The organism is Bordetella pertussis 18323 (assembly GCF_000306945.1).
GTDB lineage: Bacteria > Pseudomonadota > Gammaproteobacteria > Burkholderiales > Burkholderiaceae_B > Bordetella > Bordetella pertussis.
In genome coordinates this window covers 3,746,643-3,762,965 of record NC_018518.1, presented here as the reverse complement: position 1 = coordinate 3,762,965, position 16,323 = coordinate 3,746,643, and the positions used below count along the sequence as shown (strand labels likewise).

Genomic DNA, 16,323 nt, shown 5'->3' with positions numbered 1-16,323 from the left:
GAGGAAGCCAGGCGGCCCATGACCCACATTATTGCGCATTCGCGGCGCTGGCTTGCCCGGCTGCCGTCGGACTGCCCGTTGTGCGGCCTGCGCGCCGCCGGCGGCCGCCTGTGCGAGCCCTGCGCCGCCGAGGCCATGGCGGCCCTGGGGCCGGCCACGCCGCGCTGCCCCTGCTGCGCGGTGCGCCTGGCGCCGCGGGCGCGCCATTGCGCCGATTGCCTGCGCCTGCGGCCCGCCTACCAGCGCGTGGTGGCGGCGCTCGATTACGCCGGGCCCTACCGCGGGCTGATCTCCCGCTACAAGACCGCGTGCCGGCATGAGCTGGCCGTGGCGCTGGCCGACCTGATGCTGCGCGCCATCCGGCAGGCCGATCCGCCGCTGCGCGGCCCTTGCCTGCTGGTGCCGGTGCCGGCCAGCGCGGCGTCGCTGCGCCGGCGGGGCTTCAATCCGGCGGCGGAGCTGGTGGCCGCGCTGGCCGCGCGCCTGGGCTGGCCGCTGGCGCGTACCCAGCTGCGCCCGGCCCGGGTGCTTGCCGGCCGCCAGACCCTGCGCGGCCGCCGCGACCGGCTCCGGGGCGCCACGGGCCGGTGGCGCGCCTTGCCGGTGCCGGCCGGCGCCACCGTGGCCCTGGTCGACGATGTGGTCACCACGGGCGCCACGGCGCATTGCGCCGCGCGCGCCTTGCTGGCCGCCGGCGCCGGCCGCGTCATCGTGCTGGCCGCGGCGCGCACGCCGGCCAGCCATGGCTGAAGTCCGCCCAGGCCAAGGCTGGCAAAATGGCGGTCTTCCCGTCATGCACGCGGCGCCCGCGCGCCCATCCCGCCATGTTCCACGTCGTCCTGGTCTCTCCGGAAATCCCGCCCAACACGGGCAATGCCATACGCCTGTGCGCCAATACCGGCGCGCAGCTGCATCTGGTGCGCCCGCTGGGGTTCGAGCTGGACGATGCGCGCCTGCGCCGCGCCGGGCTGGATTATCACGAATGGCAGCCGGTGCAGGTGCACGACACGCTGCCGCAGGCGCTGGCGGCCACCGGCGCGGCTGCGCCGCGCATCTTCGCGCTGACCACGCGCGCGCGCACCAGCCTGGCCGACATGGCGTTCCAGGCGGGCGATGTGTTCGTGTTCGGGCGGGAAACCGCCGGGCTGTCCGAGGCGCACATGGCGCTGTTCGGACCAGCCCAGCAACTGCGGCTGCCCATGCGGCCGGGCCAGCGCAGCCTCAATCTGTCCAACGCGGTGGCGGTGACGGTGTTCGAGGCCTGGCGCCAGTCGGGGTACGCCGGCAGTATCTGAGGCGGGACAGGCGCCCGCTCAGTCCAGCGACAGGTTCAAGCGGCCGATCACCTGGTCCCAGCGCGCTTTCTCCGCCTGGATGCGTTCGGTCAGCGCCTGCGGGCTGGAGGGGGCGGGCGTGAAGTACTGCGCGGCCAGTTGCTTGCGCACCGCGTCGCTGTCGATGATGGTGGCCAGTTCGCGGTTCAGGCGCTCGACGATGGGCGCCGGCGTGCCGGCCGGGGCCAGGATGGCGTTCCAGGAAATGGCCTCGAAGCCGGGATAGCCTTGCGAGGCCATGGTCGGGATGCCGGGCAGCGCGTCGCTGGGCTCCAGGCTGGTGACGGCCAGCGTCTTGACCTTGCCGTCGCGTGCGTGCGGCATGGCGATGGCGGGCACCATGAAACCGGCGTGCACGTCGCCGCCGATGATGGCGGTGATTACCTGCGGAAAGCCCGGATACGGGATCTGCGTGAGGTCGATGCCGGCTTCGTGCTTGAACATTTCCATGGCCAGGTGGGCCGAGCTGCCGGGGCCGACCGAGCCATAATTCAGCGCGCCGGCGCGCTCGCGCGCCAGCTTGACGAAATCCTGCACGTTGTCGACGGGCAGGCTGGCCGGCACCGTCAGCACATTGGGGCTGGTGGCCACCAGCGTGACCGGCGCGAGGTCCTTCAGCGGGTCGTAGCCCAGCGTGCGCTTGTACAGGGTCGGGGCGGTGACCAGCGGCCCGTTGATGGTGTAGAGCAGGGTGTAGCCGTCAGGCTTTGCCTGCGCCACCATGCGGGTGCCGATATTGCCGCCGGCGCCCGGCTTGTTGTCGATCACGATGGATTGCTGCAGCGCCTGCGACAGCGGCTCGGCGATGGTGCGCGCCAGCAGGTCGGGCGAGGAGCCCGGCGGGAACGGCACCACCAGATGGATGGGCCGTTCGGGCCAGGCGGCGTGGGCGGCGGCGGGCAGCAGGGCGGCGACGGCCAGCGGGGCGCACAGACGGCGCAGCAGGCGGCCAGCCCGGGCAAGGCGTTCAAGAGCATGAAGGGACTCCTTGGTTTTCAGGGCGATACGAGCGGTTTTCGGGAGTGCGGGCGTTATGGCGTCGGGCTTTCGGGGCGCGCCTCGCGTGCCAGCAGGGCCGATACCGCCGTCATGGGCGACAGTCCCTCGAACAGCACGGCGCAGACGGCCTCGGTGATCGGCAATTCGATGTTCAGTGCGCGGGCGCGGTCGCGCGCGGCCCGCGCGCAGCGTACGCCCTCGGCGGTCATGCCGCTGGCCAGGATGTCGGCCAGCTTGCGGCCGGCGCCGATTTCCAGCCCGACCCGCCGGTTGCGCGACAGTTCGCCGGTGGCGGTCAGCACCAGGTCGCCCAGGCCGGTAAGGCCGGCGAAGGTTTCCTGTTGCGCGCCCAGCGCGGCGCCAAAGCGCGCCATCTCCGCCAGGCCGCGGGTGATCAGCGCGGCGCGCGCGTTGGTGCCCAGCGCCAGGCCGTCGCAGATGCCGCAGGCCACGGCGATGACGTTCTTGAGCGCGCCACCGACTTCGACGCCGACCACGTCGGTGCTGGCGTAGATGCGCACCGCCGCGCCGTGCAGGGCGGTCGTGACGGCGTCGCGCACGGCGGACGATCCGCTGGCGACGGTCAGCGCCACGGGCAGCCCCTGCGCGACCTCGCGCGCGAACGACGGGCCGGAAAGAACGCCGGCGGCCAGGCCGGGCATGGCGCCCAGCGCGGCCTGCACGGTTTCATGGGGCAGGCGGGCGGTCTGTTCCTCGAACCCCTTGCAGGTCCATACCAGCGGCACGGCCTGCAGGCCCAGGGCCGGCAGGCGGGCGGCCAGTTCGGTGCACAGCGGCGTCATGCCGGCGACCGGCACGCCCAGGATGATGAGGGCGTGGGCGGGATCGTGCGCCAGGTGCGCGAGCGCCTGCGCCAGGTCGGCGCTGACCTGCAGGGCGTGCGGCAGCGCCACGCCAGGCAGGTAGCGGGTGTTTTCGTGCCGGGCCGCCATGGCCTGCGCCTGGGCGCCGTCGCGCGCCCACAGGACAGTGGGGTGGCGCCGGCTGGCCGCGGCCGCCAGGGCGGTGCCCCAGCTGCCGGCGCCCAGCACGGCGACGCGCAGCGTGGCGGGGCGTGCTTGGCTCATGGCTTGGCCGCGGACTTACTGGCGCGTGGCGCCCGGGGGCAGGATGATGCCCGAGTCGTTGCCGTTGGCGGCGTCCGGTTGCTGCTGGGCCATTTCGGCCAGGCGTTGCTCGTACAGGGCCTGGAAGTTGACTTCGGCCAGGTGCAGGGCCGGCAGCGAGGTGCGCGTGATGGCGTCGGCCACGTTGGCGCGCAGGTACGGATACAGCATGGTGGGGCACACGATGCCCAGCAGCGGGTCCATCTGCTCGGCCGGGATGTTGGCCAGTTCGAAGATGCCGGCCTGGGTGCCTTCGACCAGGTACAGCACCTTGTCGTTGACGCGGGTGGTGACGGTCACGGTCACGGTCGACTCGAACACGGTCTCGGCCAGGCGCTGGCCGCCCACGTTGATGCTGACCTCGACTTGCGGCGCTTCCTGTTCCAGGAACACGTGCGGCGCATTGGGCATTTCCAGCGACAAGTCCTTCAGGTAGACGCGCTGCAGATTGAACGAGGGCGCGTCCGAGCCCGCTTGCTGGTTGGTTTGGTCCTGATCAGCCATGAGAATTTCCGGGTGAATGAAAAACGAGTGGAATGGCGGCGCGGCGAGCGCCTTCAGCCGCCGTTGAGCAGCGGGAGCAGGCCGCCTGAGCGGTCCAGCGCCTGCAGGTCGTCGCTCCCGCCGACATGGGTCTCGCCGATGAAAATCTGCGGGACCGTGCGCCGGCCGGTGCGCTCGATCATGATGTCGCGTTGCGACGGATCCTGGTCGATACGGATGATTTCGAGATCGGCGACGCCGCGCTGCTTGAGCAGCGCCTGGGCGCGCGCACAGTAGGGACAATAGTCCTTGCTGTACATCACTACTTTCTGCATGGTCGCTCCGGGTGGGGATGGGATGGCGGGCACTCAGCCTTTCTGGGTGACCGGCAGGCCGGCGGCAAACCAGGCGCGCATGCCGCCCTCGAGCACCGACACTTCGGCAAAGCCCTGCGAACGCAGGCGCGCGGCGATGCGCGCGGCGTCGCGGCCCTGCTCGCACACGACGATCAGGGGCTTGTTCTTGGGCAGCGCGCCGGCCTTTTTCTCGAGGTCGGCGGCGGGCAGGCTGCGGGCCTGCGCGATGTGGCCGGCCTGGAACTGCTCGGTCGGGCGCACGTCGACCCAGACGGCCTGGCGCTGGTTGACCATCTGGATGGCTTCGGACGTACCCACCGCGGCGCCGGCGCGGCCCTTGCGCAGGGCCGGCAGCATCAGCATGATGCCCGACACCACGGCCACGGCGACGATGAAGACGTTGTTTTTATCGATCAAGAATTGCAGTAAATCCACAGGGCATCCTAGGGGGGCGGCGCGAGCCTGGAAACAACGGCCCGGCCGCGCCGCGAAACAGGGCGGGCCAGGGGGAAAAGCAGAGAAAAACCAGTCAATTATAAAATGACCGCATTGTTCAACTTTAACCCGCTCAGGTTGCGGCCTACACCATGTACAAACTTGTTCTGATGCGCCACGGCGAAAGCCAGTGGAACCTGGAAAACCGTTTCACGGGCTGGACCGATGTGGACCTGACCGAAACCGGCCGCGAGCAGGCCCGCAAGGCGGGCGAATTGCTCAAGCGCGAGGGTTACGCCTTCGACCTGGCCTATACCTCGGTGCTCAAGCGCGCCATCCGCACGCTCTGGATCGCCCTGGACGCCATGGACGCCATGTATACCCCGGTGGGCATCAACTGGCGCCTGAACGAGCGCCACTACGGCCAGCTGCAAGGCCTGAACAAGGCCGAGACCGCCGCCAAGTACGGCGACGAGCAGGTGCTGATCTGGCGCCGCGCCTACGCGATCGCCCCGGAGCCGCTGGACCTGGAAGATCCGCGCCACCCGCGTTTCGACGGCCGCTACGCCAAGATCCCGGCCGACCAGCTGCCGGCCACCGAATGCCTGAAGGATACGGTGGCGCGCGTGCTGCCGTTCTGGAACGAATCGATCGCCCCGGCCATCCGCGCCGGCCGCCGCGTCCTGGTGGCCGCGCATGGCAACAGCCTGCGCGCGCTGATCAAGCACCTCGACAATGTTTCCGATGATGACATCGTGGGCGTGAATATTCCGACCGGCCAGCCTCTGGTGTATGAATTGGATGAGGACCTGAAGCCGATTCGCCACTATTATCTGGGCGATGCCGCCGAGATCGAGGCGGCGATGGCTGCCGTGGCGGCGCAGGGCAAGGCGAAAAAGGACTGATTCATGCGGGTCGCGGCGGGTTTGCTGGTGTGGGCGGCGGTGGCGGTAGCGCCACCGGCGGCCTGGGCGGTTTCGGACCTGGCGGGTCGCCAGTCCGAAGCCGAACGACAGCAGGCCGCGCTGCGCGACCGCATCGACGCGCTGCAGAAAGAGATCGACACGCGCGAGGCCGCCCGCAAGGAGGCCGCCGACGCGTTGAAGGAATCCGAATCAGCCATTTCGCGCATCAATCTCCGGCTGCGTGAATTGGGCGAGGCCAGCCGCAAGGCCGAAGCCGAACTCGCCGGCCTGGAAAAGCAGGTGGTGGCGCAGCAGGCGGTGCTGCAAAAGCGCCGCGCCGAGCTGGCCGACCAGCTGCGCACCCAGTACACCAGCGGCCTGTCGCCCTGGACGGCCCTGCTGTCGGGCGACGACCCGCAGCAGCTGGGCCGCAACCTGGGCTACCTGGACTATGTATCGCGCGCCCGCGCGCAGGCGGTGCATGCGTTGCGCGAGGATATCGCCCGGCTCGCGGCGCTGCAGGGGCAGGCCGATGCCCGCCGCGACGACATCCAGACGCTGGTGGCCGAGACGTCCAGCCAGAAGGCCGCGCTGGTCGAACAGCAGAAAACCCGCGCCACCCTGTTGGCGAAATTAGAGGGACAGATTGCGGCGCAACGCGCCGAGGCCGGCAAGCTGGGCCGTGACGACCAGCGGCTGTCGCACCTGATCGACGACCTGGGAAGCGCCATCGCGCGCCAGGCGGAGGAAGATGCCCGCCGGCGCGCCGCCGAGGAGGCCCGCCGCAAGGAAGAGGAAGCCCGCCAGGCCGAGGCCGCGCGCCGCGCCGAGGCGGCGCGCCAGCAGGAGGCGGCCCGTCAGGCCGCCGCGGCCCGCGAGGCCGACGCCCGGCGCCAGGCCGAGACGGCCCGCCAGGCGCAGCAGGCGCGCGATGCCGAGGCGCGCGACGCCGCCGCCGCGCGCGAGCAGGCCGAGGCGGCGGCCCGCCAGGGGCGCGGCCCGGTGGCGCTGGCCGACCCTGACGCCGCTGGCCTGCGCCAGGTCGAGGGCGGCCGGCTGGTCGATCCGCAGGCCGCGCCGCCGCGCGAAACCCGCCCGGCGGCTCGCGCCGAACCGGCCGAGCCGGCGCCGCGCGAGGCCGCGCCTGCCCGTACGGCGTCCGCCGCCCCGGTGGGCGGCGGCAATGGCCTGCGGCGCGGGCTGCCGATGCCGGTGCGCGGGACGATCCAGGGCCGCTTCGGCGTCGACCGCCCCGATGGCGGCGTGTGGCGCGGGCTGGTACTGCGCACCGCCGAGGGCACGCCGGTCAAGGTGGTGGCTCCCGGCACCGTGGTCTACGCCGAATGGCTGAGGGGTTTTGGCAATCTCATCATTGTCGACCATGGACAGCAGTACCTGACGGTATACGCTTACAACCAGAGCCTGCTCAAACGGGTGGGCGACCGGGTGGCGGCAGGCGATACTATTGCTACGGTAGGCGCGACCGGCGGCCAAGTGGAATCGGGCCTATACTTTGAAATTCGCCATCGTGGCGCACCGGTGGACCCGGCCCAGTGGCTGGCCCAATAATCCGGCATAAATATCGGGAAGTGTGCATGAGCACTCGCAAGTTTCGTGGTTTCGGTCTGGTAGCCATCGGTGCGGTGGCGGGCATCCTGCTGAGCGTGGGCGTGTCCGCGGTCGCACAGCGCGGCAGTCCCCTGCCGCTCGATGAACTGCGGCAGCTCAGCAATGTGTTCGCGGCCATCAAGAACAACTATGTCGAGGCGGTCGACGACAAGACGCTGATCGGCAACGCGATCTCCGGCATGGTGTCCAACCTGGACCCGCACTCTGCCTACCTGGATGCCGACGCTTTCCGGGAAATGCAGACGGCCACGCAGGGCGAGTTCGGCGGGCTGGGCATCGAGGTCGGCGCCGAAGACGGCTTCGTGAAAGTCATCTCGCCCATCGAGGACACGCCGGCCGCGCGCGCCGGCATCCAGGCGGGCGACCTGATCATCAAGATCGACGACACGCCCACCAAGGGCATGTCGCTCAACGACGCGGTCAAGCTGATGCGCGGCGCGCCCAAGTCGCCCATCACGCTGACGATCATGCGCGCCGACCGGCCGCAGCCCATCGTGGTCAAGATCGTGCGCGACATCATCAAGGTGCGCAGCGTGCGCAGCAAGATGCTGGACAGCAACGTGGCCTACCTGCGCATCGCGCAGTTCCAGGAGAAGACCGGCCCCGATCTGGCGCGCCATCTGAAGGAACTCGGCGCCAAGGGTGCGCCCAAGAGCCTGGTGCTGGACCTGCGCAACGATCCGGGCGGCCTGCTGACCAGCGCCATCGGCGTGGCCGGCGCCTTCCTGCCGCCCGACGCCCTGGTGGTGTCGACCGACGGCCGCACGCCCGATTCGCGCCACAAGTACCGCGCCACGCCCAGCGAATACGCGCGCGGCGAAGGCAATTACCTCAACGACCTGCCGGGCTGGGTCAAGACCGTGCCGATGGTGGTGCTGGTCAACGTGGGTTCGGCTTCCGCCTCCGAGATCGTGGCGGGGGCGCTGCAAGACCACAAGCGCGCCAAGGTGCTGGGCAACCGCACGTTCGGCAAGGGCTCGGTGCAGGTCATCCTGCCGTTGAGCGAAAGCACGGCGGTCAAGCTGACCACGTCGCGCTACTTCACGCCCAGCGGCCGCTCGATCCAGGCCACCGGCATCGAACCCGACTACGTCGTGGCCGATACCGCCGACGGCGATCTGTTCCGCCTGCCGCGCGAAGCCGACCTGCAGCGCCACCTGTCGAACCAGCAAAGCCCCGACGCCGAGGTCAAGTCGAACAACGACGACAACACCGAAGTGGCCGGCAAGGCGTTCGAGTTCGGCGGCAAGGACGACTTCCAGCTGCAACAGGCGCTGAACCTGCTGGCCGGCAAGCCGGTACAGAAAGGTTCGGCCCGCGCGCAGGCCAAGGCCGACATCAAACCCAGCGAAGGCAAGACCCAGCGCATGACGATCACGCCGACTGGTGTGGAGCCCGCCAAGAGCAAATGAACGACCAGCAGCTGCTGCGCTACGCCCGCCATATCCTGCTCGACGAACTCGGCATCGAGGGGCAGGAGCGGTTCCTGGCGGCGCGTGTGCTGATCATCGGCGCAGGCGGCCTGGGCTGCCCGGCCGCGCTTTACCTGGCCACGGCCGGCGTGGGGCATATCACCCTGGTCGACGACGACGTGGTCGAACTGAGCAACCTGCAGCGCCAGATCCTGCATGCCAGCGACAGCGTGGGCCGCGCCAAGGCCGAATCGGGCCGCGACATGCTGGCCCGCTTCAATCCGGAAACGCAGGTCGAGGCGCGCGTCGAGCGCCTGGGCGGCGCCGCCCTGGATGCCGCCGTGGCGCAGGCTGACGTGGTGCTGGACTGTTCGGACAACTTCGCCACCCGCCACGCCATCAACCGCGCCTGTGTACGGCACCGCAAGCCGCTGGTGTCGGGCGCGGCCATTCGCTTCGATGGCCAGGTCAGCGTGTATGACCTGCGCGATGCGCAGGCGCCGTGCTATCACTGCCTGTTCCCCGAGGCCGACGATGTCGAGGAACTCAACTGCGCCACCACCGGCGTGTTCGCGCCGCTGGTGGGCATCATCGGCAGCGGGCAGGCCGCCGAGGCCTTGAAGCTGCTGGCCGGCATCGGCCAGAGCCTGGCCGGGCGCCTGCTGCAGCTGGACGTGCGCAGCATGCAATGGCATAGCGTCAACGTGCCGCGCGATCCGGACTGCGCGGTGTGCGGGCAGGGCGGGCAGGCCGCCGAGCACGCGCGCGGCGACGCGGCGCATTGCGCCTAGCTGTGAACTGTCAATAGGTTGTATTCGTCCAGGTTGAGTCTGGAGATGGGTACAGCGCGCCCGATGCCTTGGTGGGGTCGATGCCAGTTGTAGTGGTGTAGCCAGGATTTCATGGCATCGGCTCGGTGTTGGGAGTTCTGGTAGGTGTGAGCGTAAGCCCACTCACGCAAGGCCGACTGGATGAAGCGTTCGGCCTTGCCATTGGTCTGTGGGCGGTAAGGTCGGGTAAAGCGGTGCTTGATGCCCAGCTCATGGCACAGCGCGGCGAAGGCGCGGCTGCGAAAGGCCGAGCCATTGTCGGTGAGCAAGCGCTGGATGGTCACGCCCAGGCGCTGGTAGTAGGCCACTGCGTCCTTGAGGAACTGGACGGCGCTGGGGAAGCGCTCGTCGGGGTGGATGTCGGTGAAGGCCACGCGGGCGTGGTCATCGATGGCCACGAAGACGAAGTCCCAGCCGGCCCCCTCAACGGTATCGCGTCGGTTGCCCGTGACCCGGTGGCCAGGGCGCTGGATACGTCCCAGCTTCTTGATGTCGATGTGCAGCAGATCGCCGGGGGCCTGATGCTCGTAGCGCACCACCGGCTCGGCCGGCTCCAGGTCGGCCAGGTGCGACAGACCGGCGCGGGCCAGGACGCGGCTGACGGTGCTGGCTGACACGCCCAGCGCCTGGGCGATGCGCGCTTGGGTCAGCCGCTTGCGGCGCAGCTCCACGATAGCCAGCGCCTTGGCCGGCGCAATCGCTCGGGGCGAGACCGTCGGGCGCGAGGACGCATCGGCCAAGCCCGCCTGGCCCTGAGCCAGGAAGCGGCCCAGCCATTTGCGCACAGTCGGCGCGGTGACCCCATAGGCGCGGGCCGCTTCAGGCACACAAACTTGATGGGCGATCAATTGCTGGACCATTTCGAGTCGACGTAGGAAGGTCAATCGGGCATGCTTATGGGTGTTCATCCGGCCGGGCTCCTTGAGTGAACTGGGGGGGTGGCGATTTCCAGTTTCTCAAATCCGGTTCGGATGAACCATGCATACAACCTATTGAATCTTCACAGCTAGCCCAGACGGTCTCGTCCTCTGCTACGACTTGTACACGAACGTCGCCATCGGCCGAGGCGTAGAACAGGAATTGGGAGGCGGATTGTTCTGGGAGGTCCATGCTTGGATTTTACTCGCAACAGTTGTATTGTGCTGTCTAAATTTACAGTACTTTTCGCGTTGCTGTCTTTTTGTGATGGGTATCCTAACCGTCACCGGCGACGAAATCGAGCAGGTCACCCGTAAGAAGCGCCGCCAGGCACAGGCCAAGGTGCTGAAGGCGCTGGGCATCCGCCTTCAGATTCGGCCAGACGGTACACTTTTGGTGTTCCGGACCAGCCTGGGTATCCCGCATTAGGAGCCGCGTGCGCAAGAGCGAGGTGCTGAGAATCTGGAAGGCAGATATCGACTTGCCACGCCGGATGATCTATCTGCCCGAGGCGAAGGCGGGTGCCAGGGAGCAACCCATTACGGCGGCACTGGCTGAATTTCTGGACGCTTTCTGAAGGAGTCGGTGTCCCGCCGATATCCCCCTGGCTCTTTCCGTCTTCCAGAGGCTCCCGATCGGGGTACACAGTCGCTATCGAAAACCCTTTCAGACTCGCCGTGGGGCGGGCCGGCCTGAACATCGCGCGAGTGGTCAGTCATACTGCCGTGTCTCATCTGGTACAGGTAGGCGTGAGCCTGTCCACCGTGCAGCGCATGAGTGGGCCAAGGCTGGCAATTGTGGCGCGCTATGCCCACCAGAACGGCGACCACATTCGTGCCGCCATGAGCAACTTGGAAGGCCGGATCTCCGGCACGATTACACCTAAACTACATAAACGAAAAAGCCGTCTCCAGAGGAAACGGCCTAGATCGTTGATTTGGCTGGTGCCGGTGAAAGGAATCGAACCCTCGACCTTCTCATTACAAGTGAGCTGCTCTACCAACTGAGCTACACCGGCATGAACGCAAGCGGCGCATGGCCGCTTGCGAGGGACTGCATTGTAGTGAAACTTCGCGCCGCAGTCTTTCGGACAGGCTACTTGACGATGGTCAGATGCGGCCGCTTGGGTTCGTCGCCGTCGCCATCGTCGCCAGCCGGCGAGGCGGCGGCATCGCCGGCCTCGGCCGACTCGGGCGGCGGGGGGGCGGCGTCCGCGTGCTCGGGCGCTTCGTAGGCTTGCACCTCGAAGCCCATGCCGGCGCCGGTTTCGCGCGCGTAGATGGCGCTGACGGCGCCCACCGGCACGTAGACGTTCTCGGTGACGCCGCTGAAGCGGGCCTGGAATTCGATGAATTCGTTGCCCAGCGACAGCTTGTTGGTGGCCAGCGTGCCGACGTTCAGGGTGATCTGTCCATCGCGCACATGGGCGACGGGCACCATGGTGTGCTCGTCGACCTGCACGGTGATGTACGGCGTGTAGCCGTTGTCCGTGCACCACTCGTGCAGTGCGCGGATCAGGTACGGTTTGGTCGAAGTTTCGCCCATGGACTTCCTTTAGCGGCGCATGACTTTTTCGGAAGGCGTCAGCGCTTCGATATAGGCCGGGCGCGAGAAGATGCGTTCGGCGTACTTCTGCAGGGGCGCGGCGTTCTTGGGCAGTTCGATGCCGTAGTGGTCCAGGCGCCACAGCAGCGGGGCCACGGCCACGTCGAGCATCGAGAATTCATCGCCCAGCATGTACTTGTTCTTCAGCAGCATCGGGGCCAGCTGCGCGAGACGGTCGCGGATGCTCTGGCGGGCCTGCACCATCTTCTTGTCGTCCGGCTTGGCGCTGCGGTCTTCCAGGGCGCAGACGTGCACGAACAACTCTTTCTCGAAGTTGTACAGGAACAGGCGGGTGCGCGCGCGCATGACCGGGTCGGCCGGCATCAGCTGCGGGTGCGGGAAGCGCTCGTCGATGTACTCGTTGATGATGTTGGACTCGTACAGCACCAGGTCGCGTTCGACCAGAATGGGCACTTGACCGTACGGGTTCATGACCGAAATGTCTTCGGGTTTGTTGTACAGGTCGATGTCGCGGATTTCGAAATCCATTCCCTTCTCGAACAGCACGAAACGGCAGCGTTGCGAGAACGGGCAGGTGGTTCCGGAATAGAGCACCATCATGGCGATAAGTCCTTGTATGAAAAGCGAAAGGCCAGCGCCGCCAAATTAGCAGGCGCTGGCCCCGATTGCCAGGCGGGATAGGCGTACAGCCCTATCGGTACATGCCGAACCTTACCGGGAAACTCAGCGCGGGTTCGGACCTGGCGGGGCAATGCGGGTTAGCGCACGTGTTTCCAGTAAGCGGCGTTAAGGCGCCAGGCCACCACCAGGAACAAGCCCAGGAACAGCAGAACCCAGACGCCAAGCTGCTTGCGGTACAGCTGGACCGGTTCGGCCATCCAGGACATGAACGCGGTCAGGTCGGCCACGTCCTGGTCGTAGTCGGCGGATTGGGCCGGATTGACAGCTTTGAATCGGGTCTCCAGCGAGCCGTGGCCGCGGTAATCGGCCAGGGGTTCGGTCTTGGCGGTTGCGTAGCCCTGCGCATCATAAACCGTGGTGACGCGCTCCCAGTTCCTGGTGCCGTCGGCGGCTTCGACCTGGTGCACGGCAACCGTGGTCAGCTCGCGCGGGCCCTGGCGATCCCAGAGCGCATGCGGCATGCCCACGTTGGGGAACGCCAGGTTGTTCCAGCCGGTGGCCTTGGAGGTGTCGCGGTAGAACGTACGCAGGTAGGTGTACAGGTAATCGGCGCCGCTGGGGCCGGCGTTGACCGATTTGGCGCGCGCGATCACCGAGAGGTCGGGCGGCGTGGTGCCGAACCACTTCTTGGCGTCCTGCGGCGTCATGGCGATCTTCATCAGGTCGCCGACCTTGTCGCCGGTGAACAGCAGGCTGTCCTGGATCTGCTGGTCGGTCAGGCCGATGTCCTGCAGCTTGTTGTACCGCATCGACTGCGCGCTGTGGCAGTTCAGGCAGTAGTTGACGAACAGCTTGGCGCCGTTTTGCAGCGAGGCGACGTCGTTGATGCGATCGGGCGCCTTCTCCAGGGGGAAGCCGCCTTCGGCAGCCAGGGTGGCGGTGCACGTGAGCATCAACGCGACGGCACCAATCAGCTTTTTGATCATGGTCATTCCGTTATGGATAGTTGGCTCAGTGGGCATGGAACGTCACGCGGTCGGGGACGGGCTTGAACGTGCCAAGCCGGCTCCAGACGGGCATGAGGAAGAAGAAGCCCAGATAGATCAGCGTGCCGATCTGCGAGGTCAGGTTGAACGCATCGCTAGGCGGTTGCGTACCCAGATAGCCCAACACCAGGAAGTTGACGATGAAAATGCCGTACAGCCACTTGTGCCAGGTCGGCCGGTAGCGGATCGACTTGACCGGGGAGTGGTCCAGCCAGGGCAGGAAGAACAGGATCACGACCGCGCCGCCCATGGCCACCACGCCCCAGAACTTGGCGTCGATGGTGCGCAGCAGGACCGCGACCACCACCAGGATGACCGGCGCCACGATGCGCATGGCGCCCTTGGCGCGCAGCAGCAGCGCGATGGCGCCCAGGATGGCCGCGCCGGCCAGCACCCAGGTGAACACGTCGGTGGTGGCGCGCAGCATCGAGTAGAACGGCGTGAAATACCACACCGGGGCGATGTGCGGCGGCGTCTTGAGCGGATCGGCCGGGAGGAAGTTGTTGTATTCCAGGAAGTACCCGCCCATCTCGGGGCCGAAGAACACGATGGCCGCGAAGATGATCAGGAAGCCCGCCACGCCCATGATGTCGTGCACCGTGTAGAACGGGTGGAACGGGATGCCGTCCTTGGGGCGGCCGTACTTGTCCTTGGGGCCCTTCTTGATCTCGACGCCGTCGGGGTTGTTCGAGCCGACCTCGTGCAGCGCCACCAGGTGGGCGGCCACCAGGCCGATCAGCACCAGCGGGATGGCGATGACGTGGAACGAGAAGAAGCGGTTCAGGGTGGCGTCGGACACGACGTAGTCGCCGCGGATCCAGATCGACAGTTCCGGGCCGATGAACGGGATGGCCGAGAACAGGTTCACGATCACCTGGGCGCCCCAGTACGACATCTGGCCCCAGGGCAGCAGATAGCCGAAGAAGGCCTCGCCCATCAGACAGAGGAAGATGGCCACGCCGAAGATCCACACCAGCTCGCGCGGCTTGCGGTACGAGCCGTAGAACAGGCCGCGCAGCATGTGCAGGTAGACCACCACGAAGAACATCGAGGCGCCGGTGGAGTGCATGTAGCGCACCAGCCAGCCCCACGGGACTTCGCGCATGATGTATTCAACCGACTGGAACGCGCGTTCGGCATCGGGCTTGTAATGCATGACCAGGAAAATGCCGGTCACGATCTGGATCACCAGCACCAGCAGTGCCAGGGAGCCAAAGAAATACCAGAAATTGAAATTCTTCGGGGCGTAGTACTCGGACAGATGCGCCTTCCAGGTGGAGGTCACCGGGAAGCGCTGGTCCAGCCAGCCCAACAAGCCTGTCGTCTCGACGGTTTTCTCGCCAGCCATGAAACGGCTCCTTCTCTTTATACGTGGCGTATTCTGCGTAGGTCAGGATAAGGCGACGCGGGCGTCAGGCCTTGTTGTCTTCGTCGACACCGACAATGATGCGGGTGTCGCTCAGGTACTGGTACGGCGGAACTTCCAGATTGTCCGGCGCGGGCTTGTCCTTGTAGACGCGGCCGGCCATGTCGAACGTGGAACCGTGGCAGGGGCACAGGAAGCCGCCTTGCCAGTTGCCGGGCATGCCTGCCCCGCCACCCGTTTCGAAATGCGCCGTGGGCGAACAGCCCAGGTGCGTGCAGATGCCGACACAGACAAAGAGCTCGGGTTTGCGCGAGCGGTACTCGTTCTTGGCGTAGGCCGGCGTGAAGCCGGGACGCTCGGAATTGGGGTCGGCCATCAGGCCGTCCTGCGACTTGATGCCCTTGAGCTGGTCATCGGTCCGGCGAATGATCCAGACCGGCTTGCCGCGCCACTCGACGGTGCGCATCTGGCCCGGCGCCAGGTCGCCCACGTCGACTTCGACCGGCGCGCCTGCGGCGCGGGCCTTCTCGGACGGTGCAAAGGTACTCACGAACGGCACTGCGGTCGCGACGCCGGCAACGCCGCCCACGGCACAGGCCGTTGTTACCCAGAAACGGCGCGATGGGTCAGGTGGCAGGTTGGGGTCAACTGCGCCATCATCATCGTGCACCAGCGTATCCTGACTCATCTTCCTATCCTTGTTGATGTGTCCTTTCTGCATGTAGGATCGGGCTTGCAGCATCCGGTTTTGTGGGAACATGTAACAACATAGCAACCGCGTATTATAGCGCCTGCCTAATGCCGGGCATGTTACTTAAGGAGTACGCATGAGCAAAGCCACGGGTTTTATCAAAGAATTTCGCGATTTCGCGGTCAAGGGCAATGCGATCGATCTGGCCGTCGGTGTGATCATCGGCGCGGCGTTCGGCAAGATTGTCGACTCGCTGGTCAAGGATGTGGTGATGCCCCTGGTCAACTTCATCCTGGGTGGCTCGGTCGATTTCTCCAACAAATTCCTGGTGCTGTCGATGCCCGACGGCTATACCGGCCCGATGACGTACGCCGACCTGACCAAGGCCGGCGCCAACGTCCTGGCCTGGGGCAACTTCATTACCATCATCATCAACTTCGTCCTGCTGGCGTTCGTGATCTTCTGGATGGTCAAGGCCATCTATTCCGCCCGCCGCAAGGAAGAGGCCGCGCCGGAAGCGCCCGCCGCGCCGCCGGAAGATGTCACCGTGCTGCGTGAGATCCGCGACCTGCTCAAGGACAAGCAGGGGTCGTGACGGCATGCGC

General features: G+C 66.9%; 21 protein-coding genes and 1 tRNA gene. 10 read left to right on the top strand and 12 right to left on the bottom strand.

The features are described from left to right. Positions 1 to 18: 18 nt before the first annotated feature. Both BN118_RS17840 and BN118_RS17835 read left to right on the top strand, forming a co-directional pair. Positions 19 to 750, top strand: coding sequence for a ComF family protein (locus BN118_RS17840; RefSeq protein WP_020699687.1), 732 nt, complete (start codon positions 19 to 21; stop codon positions 748 to 750). 74 nt (positions 751 to 824) lie between these two features. Next, positions 825 to 1,295, top strand: a complete 471-nt coding sequence (locus BN118_RS17835; RefSeq protein WP_010929906.1) for a tRNA (cytidine(34)-2'-O)-methyltransferase — start codon at positions 825 to 827, stop codon at positions 1,293 to 1,295. Between the two features lie 18 nt (positions 1,296 to 1,313). Here BN118_RS17835 and BN118_RS17830 read toward each other — a convergent pair whose 3' ends face one another. The 5 genes from BN118_RS17830 to BN118_RS17810 all read right to left on the bottom strand — a co-directional run bounded on the left by BN118_RS17830 (position 1,314) and on the right by BN118_RS17810 (position 4,734). After that, positions 1,314 to 2,279, bottom strand: a complete 966-nt coding sequence (locus BN118_RS17830; protein WP_029443792.1) for a Bug family tripartite tricarboxylate transporter substrate binding protein — start codon at positions 2,277 to 2,279, stop codon at positions 1,314 to 1,316. An 86-nt stretch (positions 2,280 to 2,365) separates the two neighbouring features. Beyond that, on the bottom strand, positions 2,366 to 3,421 hold the full coding sequence (locus tag BN118_RS17825; protein WP_010929907.1) for an NAD(P)H-dependent glycerol-3-phosphate dehydrogenase: 1,056 nt from the start codon (positions 3,419 to 3,421) through the stop codon (positions 2,366 to 2,368). A gap of 15 nt (positions 3,422 to 3,436) precedes the next feature. Further along, complete coding sequence (gene secB, locus BN118_RS17820; protein ID WP_003807422.1) at positions 3,437 to 3,964, bottom strand: protein-export chaperone SecB; 528 nt, start codon at positions 3,962 to 3,964, stop codon at positions 3,437 to 3,439. 53 nt (positions 3,965 to 4,017) lie between these two features. Beyond that, entirely contained in the window at positions 4,018 to 4,278 is a 261-nt protein-coding gene (gene grxC, locus BN118_RS17815) for a glutaredoxin 3 (protein ID WP_010929908.1), read from the bottom strand. A 33-nt stretch (positions 4,279 to 4,311) separates the two neighbouring features. Next, positions 4,312 to 4,734 carry a rhodanese-like domain-containing protein gene (locus BN118_RS17810; protein ID WP_010929909.1) on the bottom strand — a complete coding sequence of 141 codons (423 nt, stop codon included), beginning with the start codon at positions 4,732 to 4,734 and terminating at the stop codon, positions 4,312 to 4,314. Between the two features lie 152 nt (positions 4,735 to 4,886). Between BN118_RS17810 and gpmA the strand changes: the two genes are divergently transcribed. The 4 genes from gpmA to BN118_RS17790 are packed head-to-tail and all read left to right on the top strand — an operon-like array spanning position 4,887 to position 9,471. Further along, entirely contained in the window at positions 4,887 to 5,639 is a 753-nt protein-coding gene (gpmA, locus tag BN118_RS17805; RefSeq protein WP_003807430.1) for a 2,3-diphosphoglycerate-dependent phosphoglycerate mutase, read from the top strand. A gap of 3 nt (positions 5,640 to 5,642) precedes the next feature. Continuing rightward, positions 5,643 to 7,208 (top strand): murein hydrolase activator EnvC family protein, encoded by a 1,566-nt coding sequence (locus BN118_RS17800; protein ID WP_010929910.1) that lies wholly within the window; start codon positions 5,643 to 5,645, stop codon positions 7,206 to 7,208. 26 nt (positions 7,209 to 7,234) lie between these two features. After that, complete coding sequence (gene cptA, locus BN118_RS17795; RefSeq protein ID WP_010929911.1) at positions 7,235 to 8,680, top strand: protease CptA; 1,446 nt, start codon at positions 7,235 to 7,237, stop codon at positions 8,678 to 8,680. Beyond that, entirely contained in the window at positions 8,677 to 9,471 is a 795-nt protein-coding gene (locus tag BN118_RS17790; RefSeq protein WP_010929912.1) for a HesA/MoeB/ThiF family protein, read from the top strand. The genes cptA and BN118_RS17790 overlap by 4 nt, the downstream gene beginning before the upstream one ends. Here BN118_RS17790 and BN118_RS17785 read toward each other — a convergent pair. Then, positions 9,468 to 10,418 (bottom strand): IS481-like element IS481 family transposase, encoded by a 951-nt coding sequence (locus BN118_RS17785; protein WP_005012067.1) that lies wholly within the window; start codon positions 10,416 to 10,418, stop codon positions 9,468 to 9,470. The genes BN118_RS17790 and BN118_RS17785 overlap by 4 nt on opposite strands. Before the next feature lie 17 nt (positions 10,419 to 10,435). Here BN118_RS17785 and BN118_RS20560 point away from each other — a divergent pair, with 17 nt between their 5' ends. The 3 genes from BN118_RS20560 to BN118_RS20505 are packed head-to-tail and all read left to right on the top strand — an operon-like array spanning position 10,436 to position 11,005. Further along, positions 10,436 to 10,582 (top strand): hypothetical protein, encoded by a 147-nt coding sequence (locus tag BN118_RS20560; protein WP_173651708.1) that lies wholly within the window; start codon positions 10,436 to 10,438, stop codon positions 10,580 to 10,582. A 20-nt stretch (positions 10,583 to 10,602) separates the two neighbouring features. Beyond that, positions 10,603 to 10,857: a DUF4224 domain-containing protein gene (locus tag BN118_RS20970; protein WP_225975617.1), complete on the top strand. Its 255-nt coding sequence runs from the start codon at positions 10,603 to 10,605 to the stop codon at positions 10,855 to 10,857. A gap of 7 nt (positions 10,858 to 10,864) precedes the next feature. After that, complete coding sequence (locus BN118_RS20505) at positions 10,865 to 11,005, top strand: site-specific integrase (protein ID WP_010929719.1); 141 nt, start codon at positions 10,865 to 10,867, stop codon at positions 11,003 to 11,005. A 365-nt stretch (positions 11,006 to 11,370) separates the two neighbouring features. Here BN118_RS20505 and BN118_RS17770 read toward each other — a convergent pair. The 6 genes from BN118_RS17770 to petA all read right to left on the bottom strand — a co-directional run bounded on the left by BN118_RS17770 (position 11,371) and on the right by petA (position 15,715). Further along, positions 11,371 to 11,446 (bottom strand) — tRNA-Thr (locus tag BN118_RS17770). A 77-nt stretch (positions 11,447 to 11,523) separates the two neighbouring features. After that, the gene (locus BN118_RS17765; protein ID WP_003815821.1) at positions 11,524 to 11,973 is read right to left on the bottom strand and encodes a ClpXP protease specificity-enhancing factor; all 450 of its coding nucleotides are present in this window, start codon (positions 11,971 to 11,973) and stop codon (positions 11,524 to 11,526) included. A 9-nt stretch (positions 11,974 to 11,982) separates the two neighbouring features. Beyond that, positions 11,983 to 12,594, bottom strand: coding sequence for a glutathione S-transferase N-terminal domain-containing protein (locus BN118_RS17760; protein WP_003815819.1), 612 nt, complete (start codon positions 12,592 to 12,594; stop codon positions 11,983 to 11,985). 158 nt (positions 12,595 to 12,752) lie between these two features. Continuing rightward, positions 12,753 to 13,607 carry a cytochrome c1 gene (locus BN118_RS17755; RefSeq protein WP_019247426.1) on the bottom strand — a complete coding sequence of 285 codons (855 nt, stop codon included), beginning with the start codon at positions 13,605 to 13,607 and terminating at the stop codon, positions 12,753 to 12,755. Between the two features lie 19 nt (positions 13,608 to 13,626). Then, a complete protein-coding gene (locus tag BN118_RS17750; RefSeq protein ID WP_003815816.1) occupies positions 13,627 to 15,009 on the bottom strand; it encodes a cytochrome b in 1,383 nt (460 codons plus the stop codon). 64 nt (positions 15,010 to 15,073) lie between these two features. Next, a complete protein-coding gene (gene petA, locus BN118_RS17745; RefSeq protein WP_003815815.1) occupies positions 15,074 to 15,715 on the bottom strand; it encodes a ubiquinol-cytochrome c reductase iron-sulfur subunit in 642 nt (213 codons plus the stop codon). Between the two features lie 139 nt (positions 15,716 to 15,854). On the opposite strand from petA, the gene mscL reads away from it, so the two are divergent. Next, positions 15,855 to 16,313 carry a large conductance mechanosensitive channel protein MscL gene (gene mscL, locus BN118_RS17740; protein WP_003815814.1) on the top strand — a complete coding sequence of 153 codons (459 nt, stop codon included), beginning with the start codon at positions 15,855 to 15,857 and terminating at the stop codon, positions 16,311 to 16,313. The last annotated feature ends 10 nt before the right edge of the window (positions 16,314 to 16,323 follow it).

Coding starts and splice junctions, on each gene's coding strand:
- BN118_RS17840 (WP_020699687.1), top strand. CDS start 19: ATGACCCACATTATTGCGCATTCGCGGCGCTGGCTTGCCCGGCTGCCG.
- BN118_RS17835 (WP_010929906.1), top strand. CDS start 825: ATGTTCCACGTCGTCCTGGTCTCTCCGGAAATCCCGCCCAACACGGGC.
- BN118_RS17825 (WP_010929907.1), bottom strand. CDS start 3,421: ATGAGCCAAGCACGCCCCGCCACGCTGCGCGTCGCCGTGCTGGGCGCC.
- secB (WP_003807422.1), bottom strand. CDS start 3,964: ATGGCTGATCAGGACCAAACCAACCAGCAAGCGGGCTCGGACGCGCCC.
- grxC (WP_010929908.1), bottom strand. CDS start 4,278: ATGCAGAAAGTAGTGATGTACAGCAAGGACTATTGTCCCTACTGTGCG.
- gpmA (WP_003807430.1), top strand. CDS start 4,887: ATGTACAAACTTGTTCTGATGCGCCACGGCGAAAGCCAGTGGAACCTG.
- BN118_RS17800 (WP_010929910.1), top strand. CDS start 5,643: ATGCGGGTCGCGGCGGGTTTGCTGGTGTGGGCGGCGGTGGCGGTAGCG.
- cptA (WP_010929911.1), top strand. CDS start 7,235: ATGAGCACTCGCAAGTTTCGTGGTTTCGGTCTGGTAGCCATCGGTGCG.
- BN118_RS17790 (WP_010929912.1), top strand. CDS start 8,677: ATGAACGACCAGCAGCTGCTGCGCTACGCCCGCCATATCCTGCTCGAC.
- BN118_RS17785 (WP_005012067.1), bottom strand. CDS start 10,418: ATGAACACCCATAAGCATGCCCGATTGACCTTCCTACGTCGACTCGAA.
- BN118_RS17765 (WP_003815821.1), bottom strand. CDS start 11,973: ATGGGCGAAACTTCGACCAAACCGTACCTGATCCGCGCACTGCACGAG.
- BN118_RS17760 (WP_003815819.1), bottom strand. CDS start 12,594: ATGATGGTGCTCTATTCCGGAACCACCTGCCCGTTCTCGCAACGCTGC.
- BN118_RS17755 (WP_019247426.1), bottom strand. CDS start 13,607: ATGACCATGATCAAAAAGCTGATTGGTGCCGTCGCGTTGATGCTCACG.
- BN118_RS17750 (WP_003815816.1), bottom strand. CDS start 15,009: ATGGCTGGCGAGAAAACCGTCGAGACGACAGGCTTGTTGGGCTGGCTG.
- petA (WP_003815815.1), bottom strand. CDS start 15,715: ATGAGTCAGGATACGCTGGTGCACGATGATGATGGCGCAGTTGACCCC.
- mscL (WP_003815814.1), top strand. CDS start 15,855: ATGAGCAAAGCCACGGGTTTTATCAAAGAATTTCGCGATTTCGCGGTC.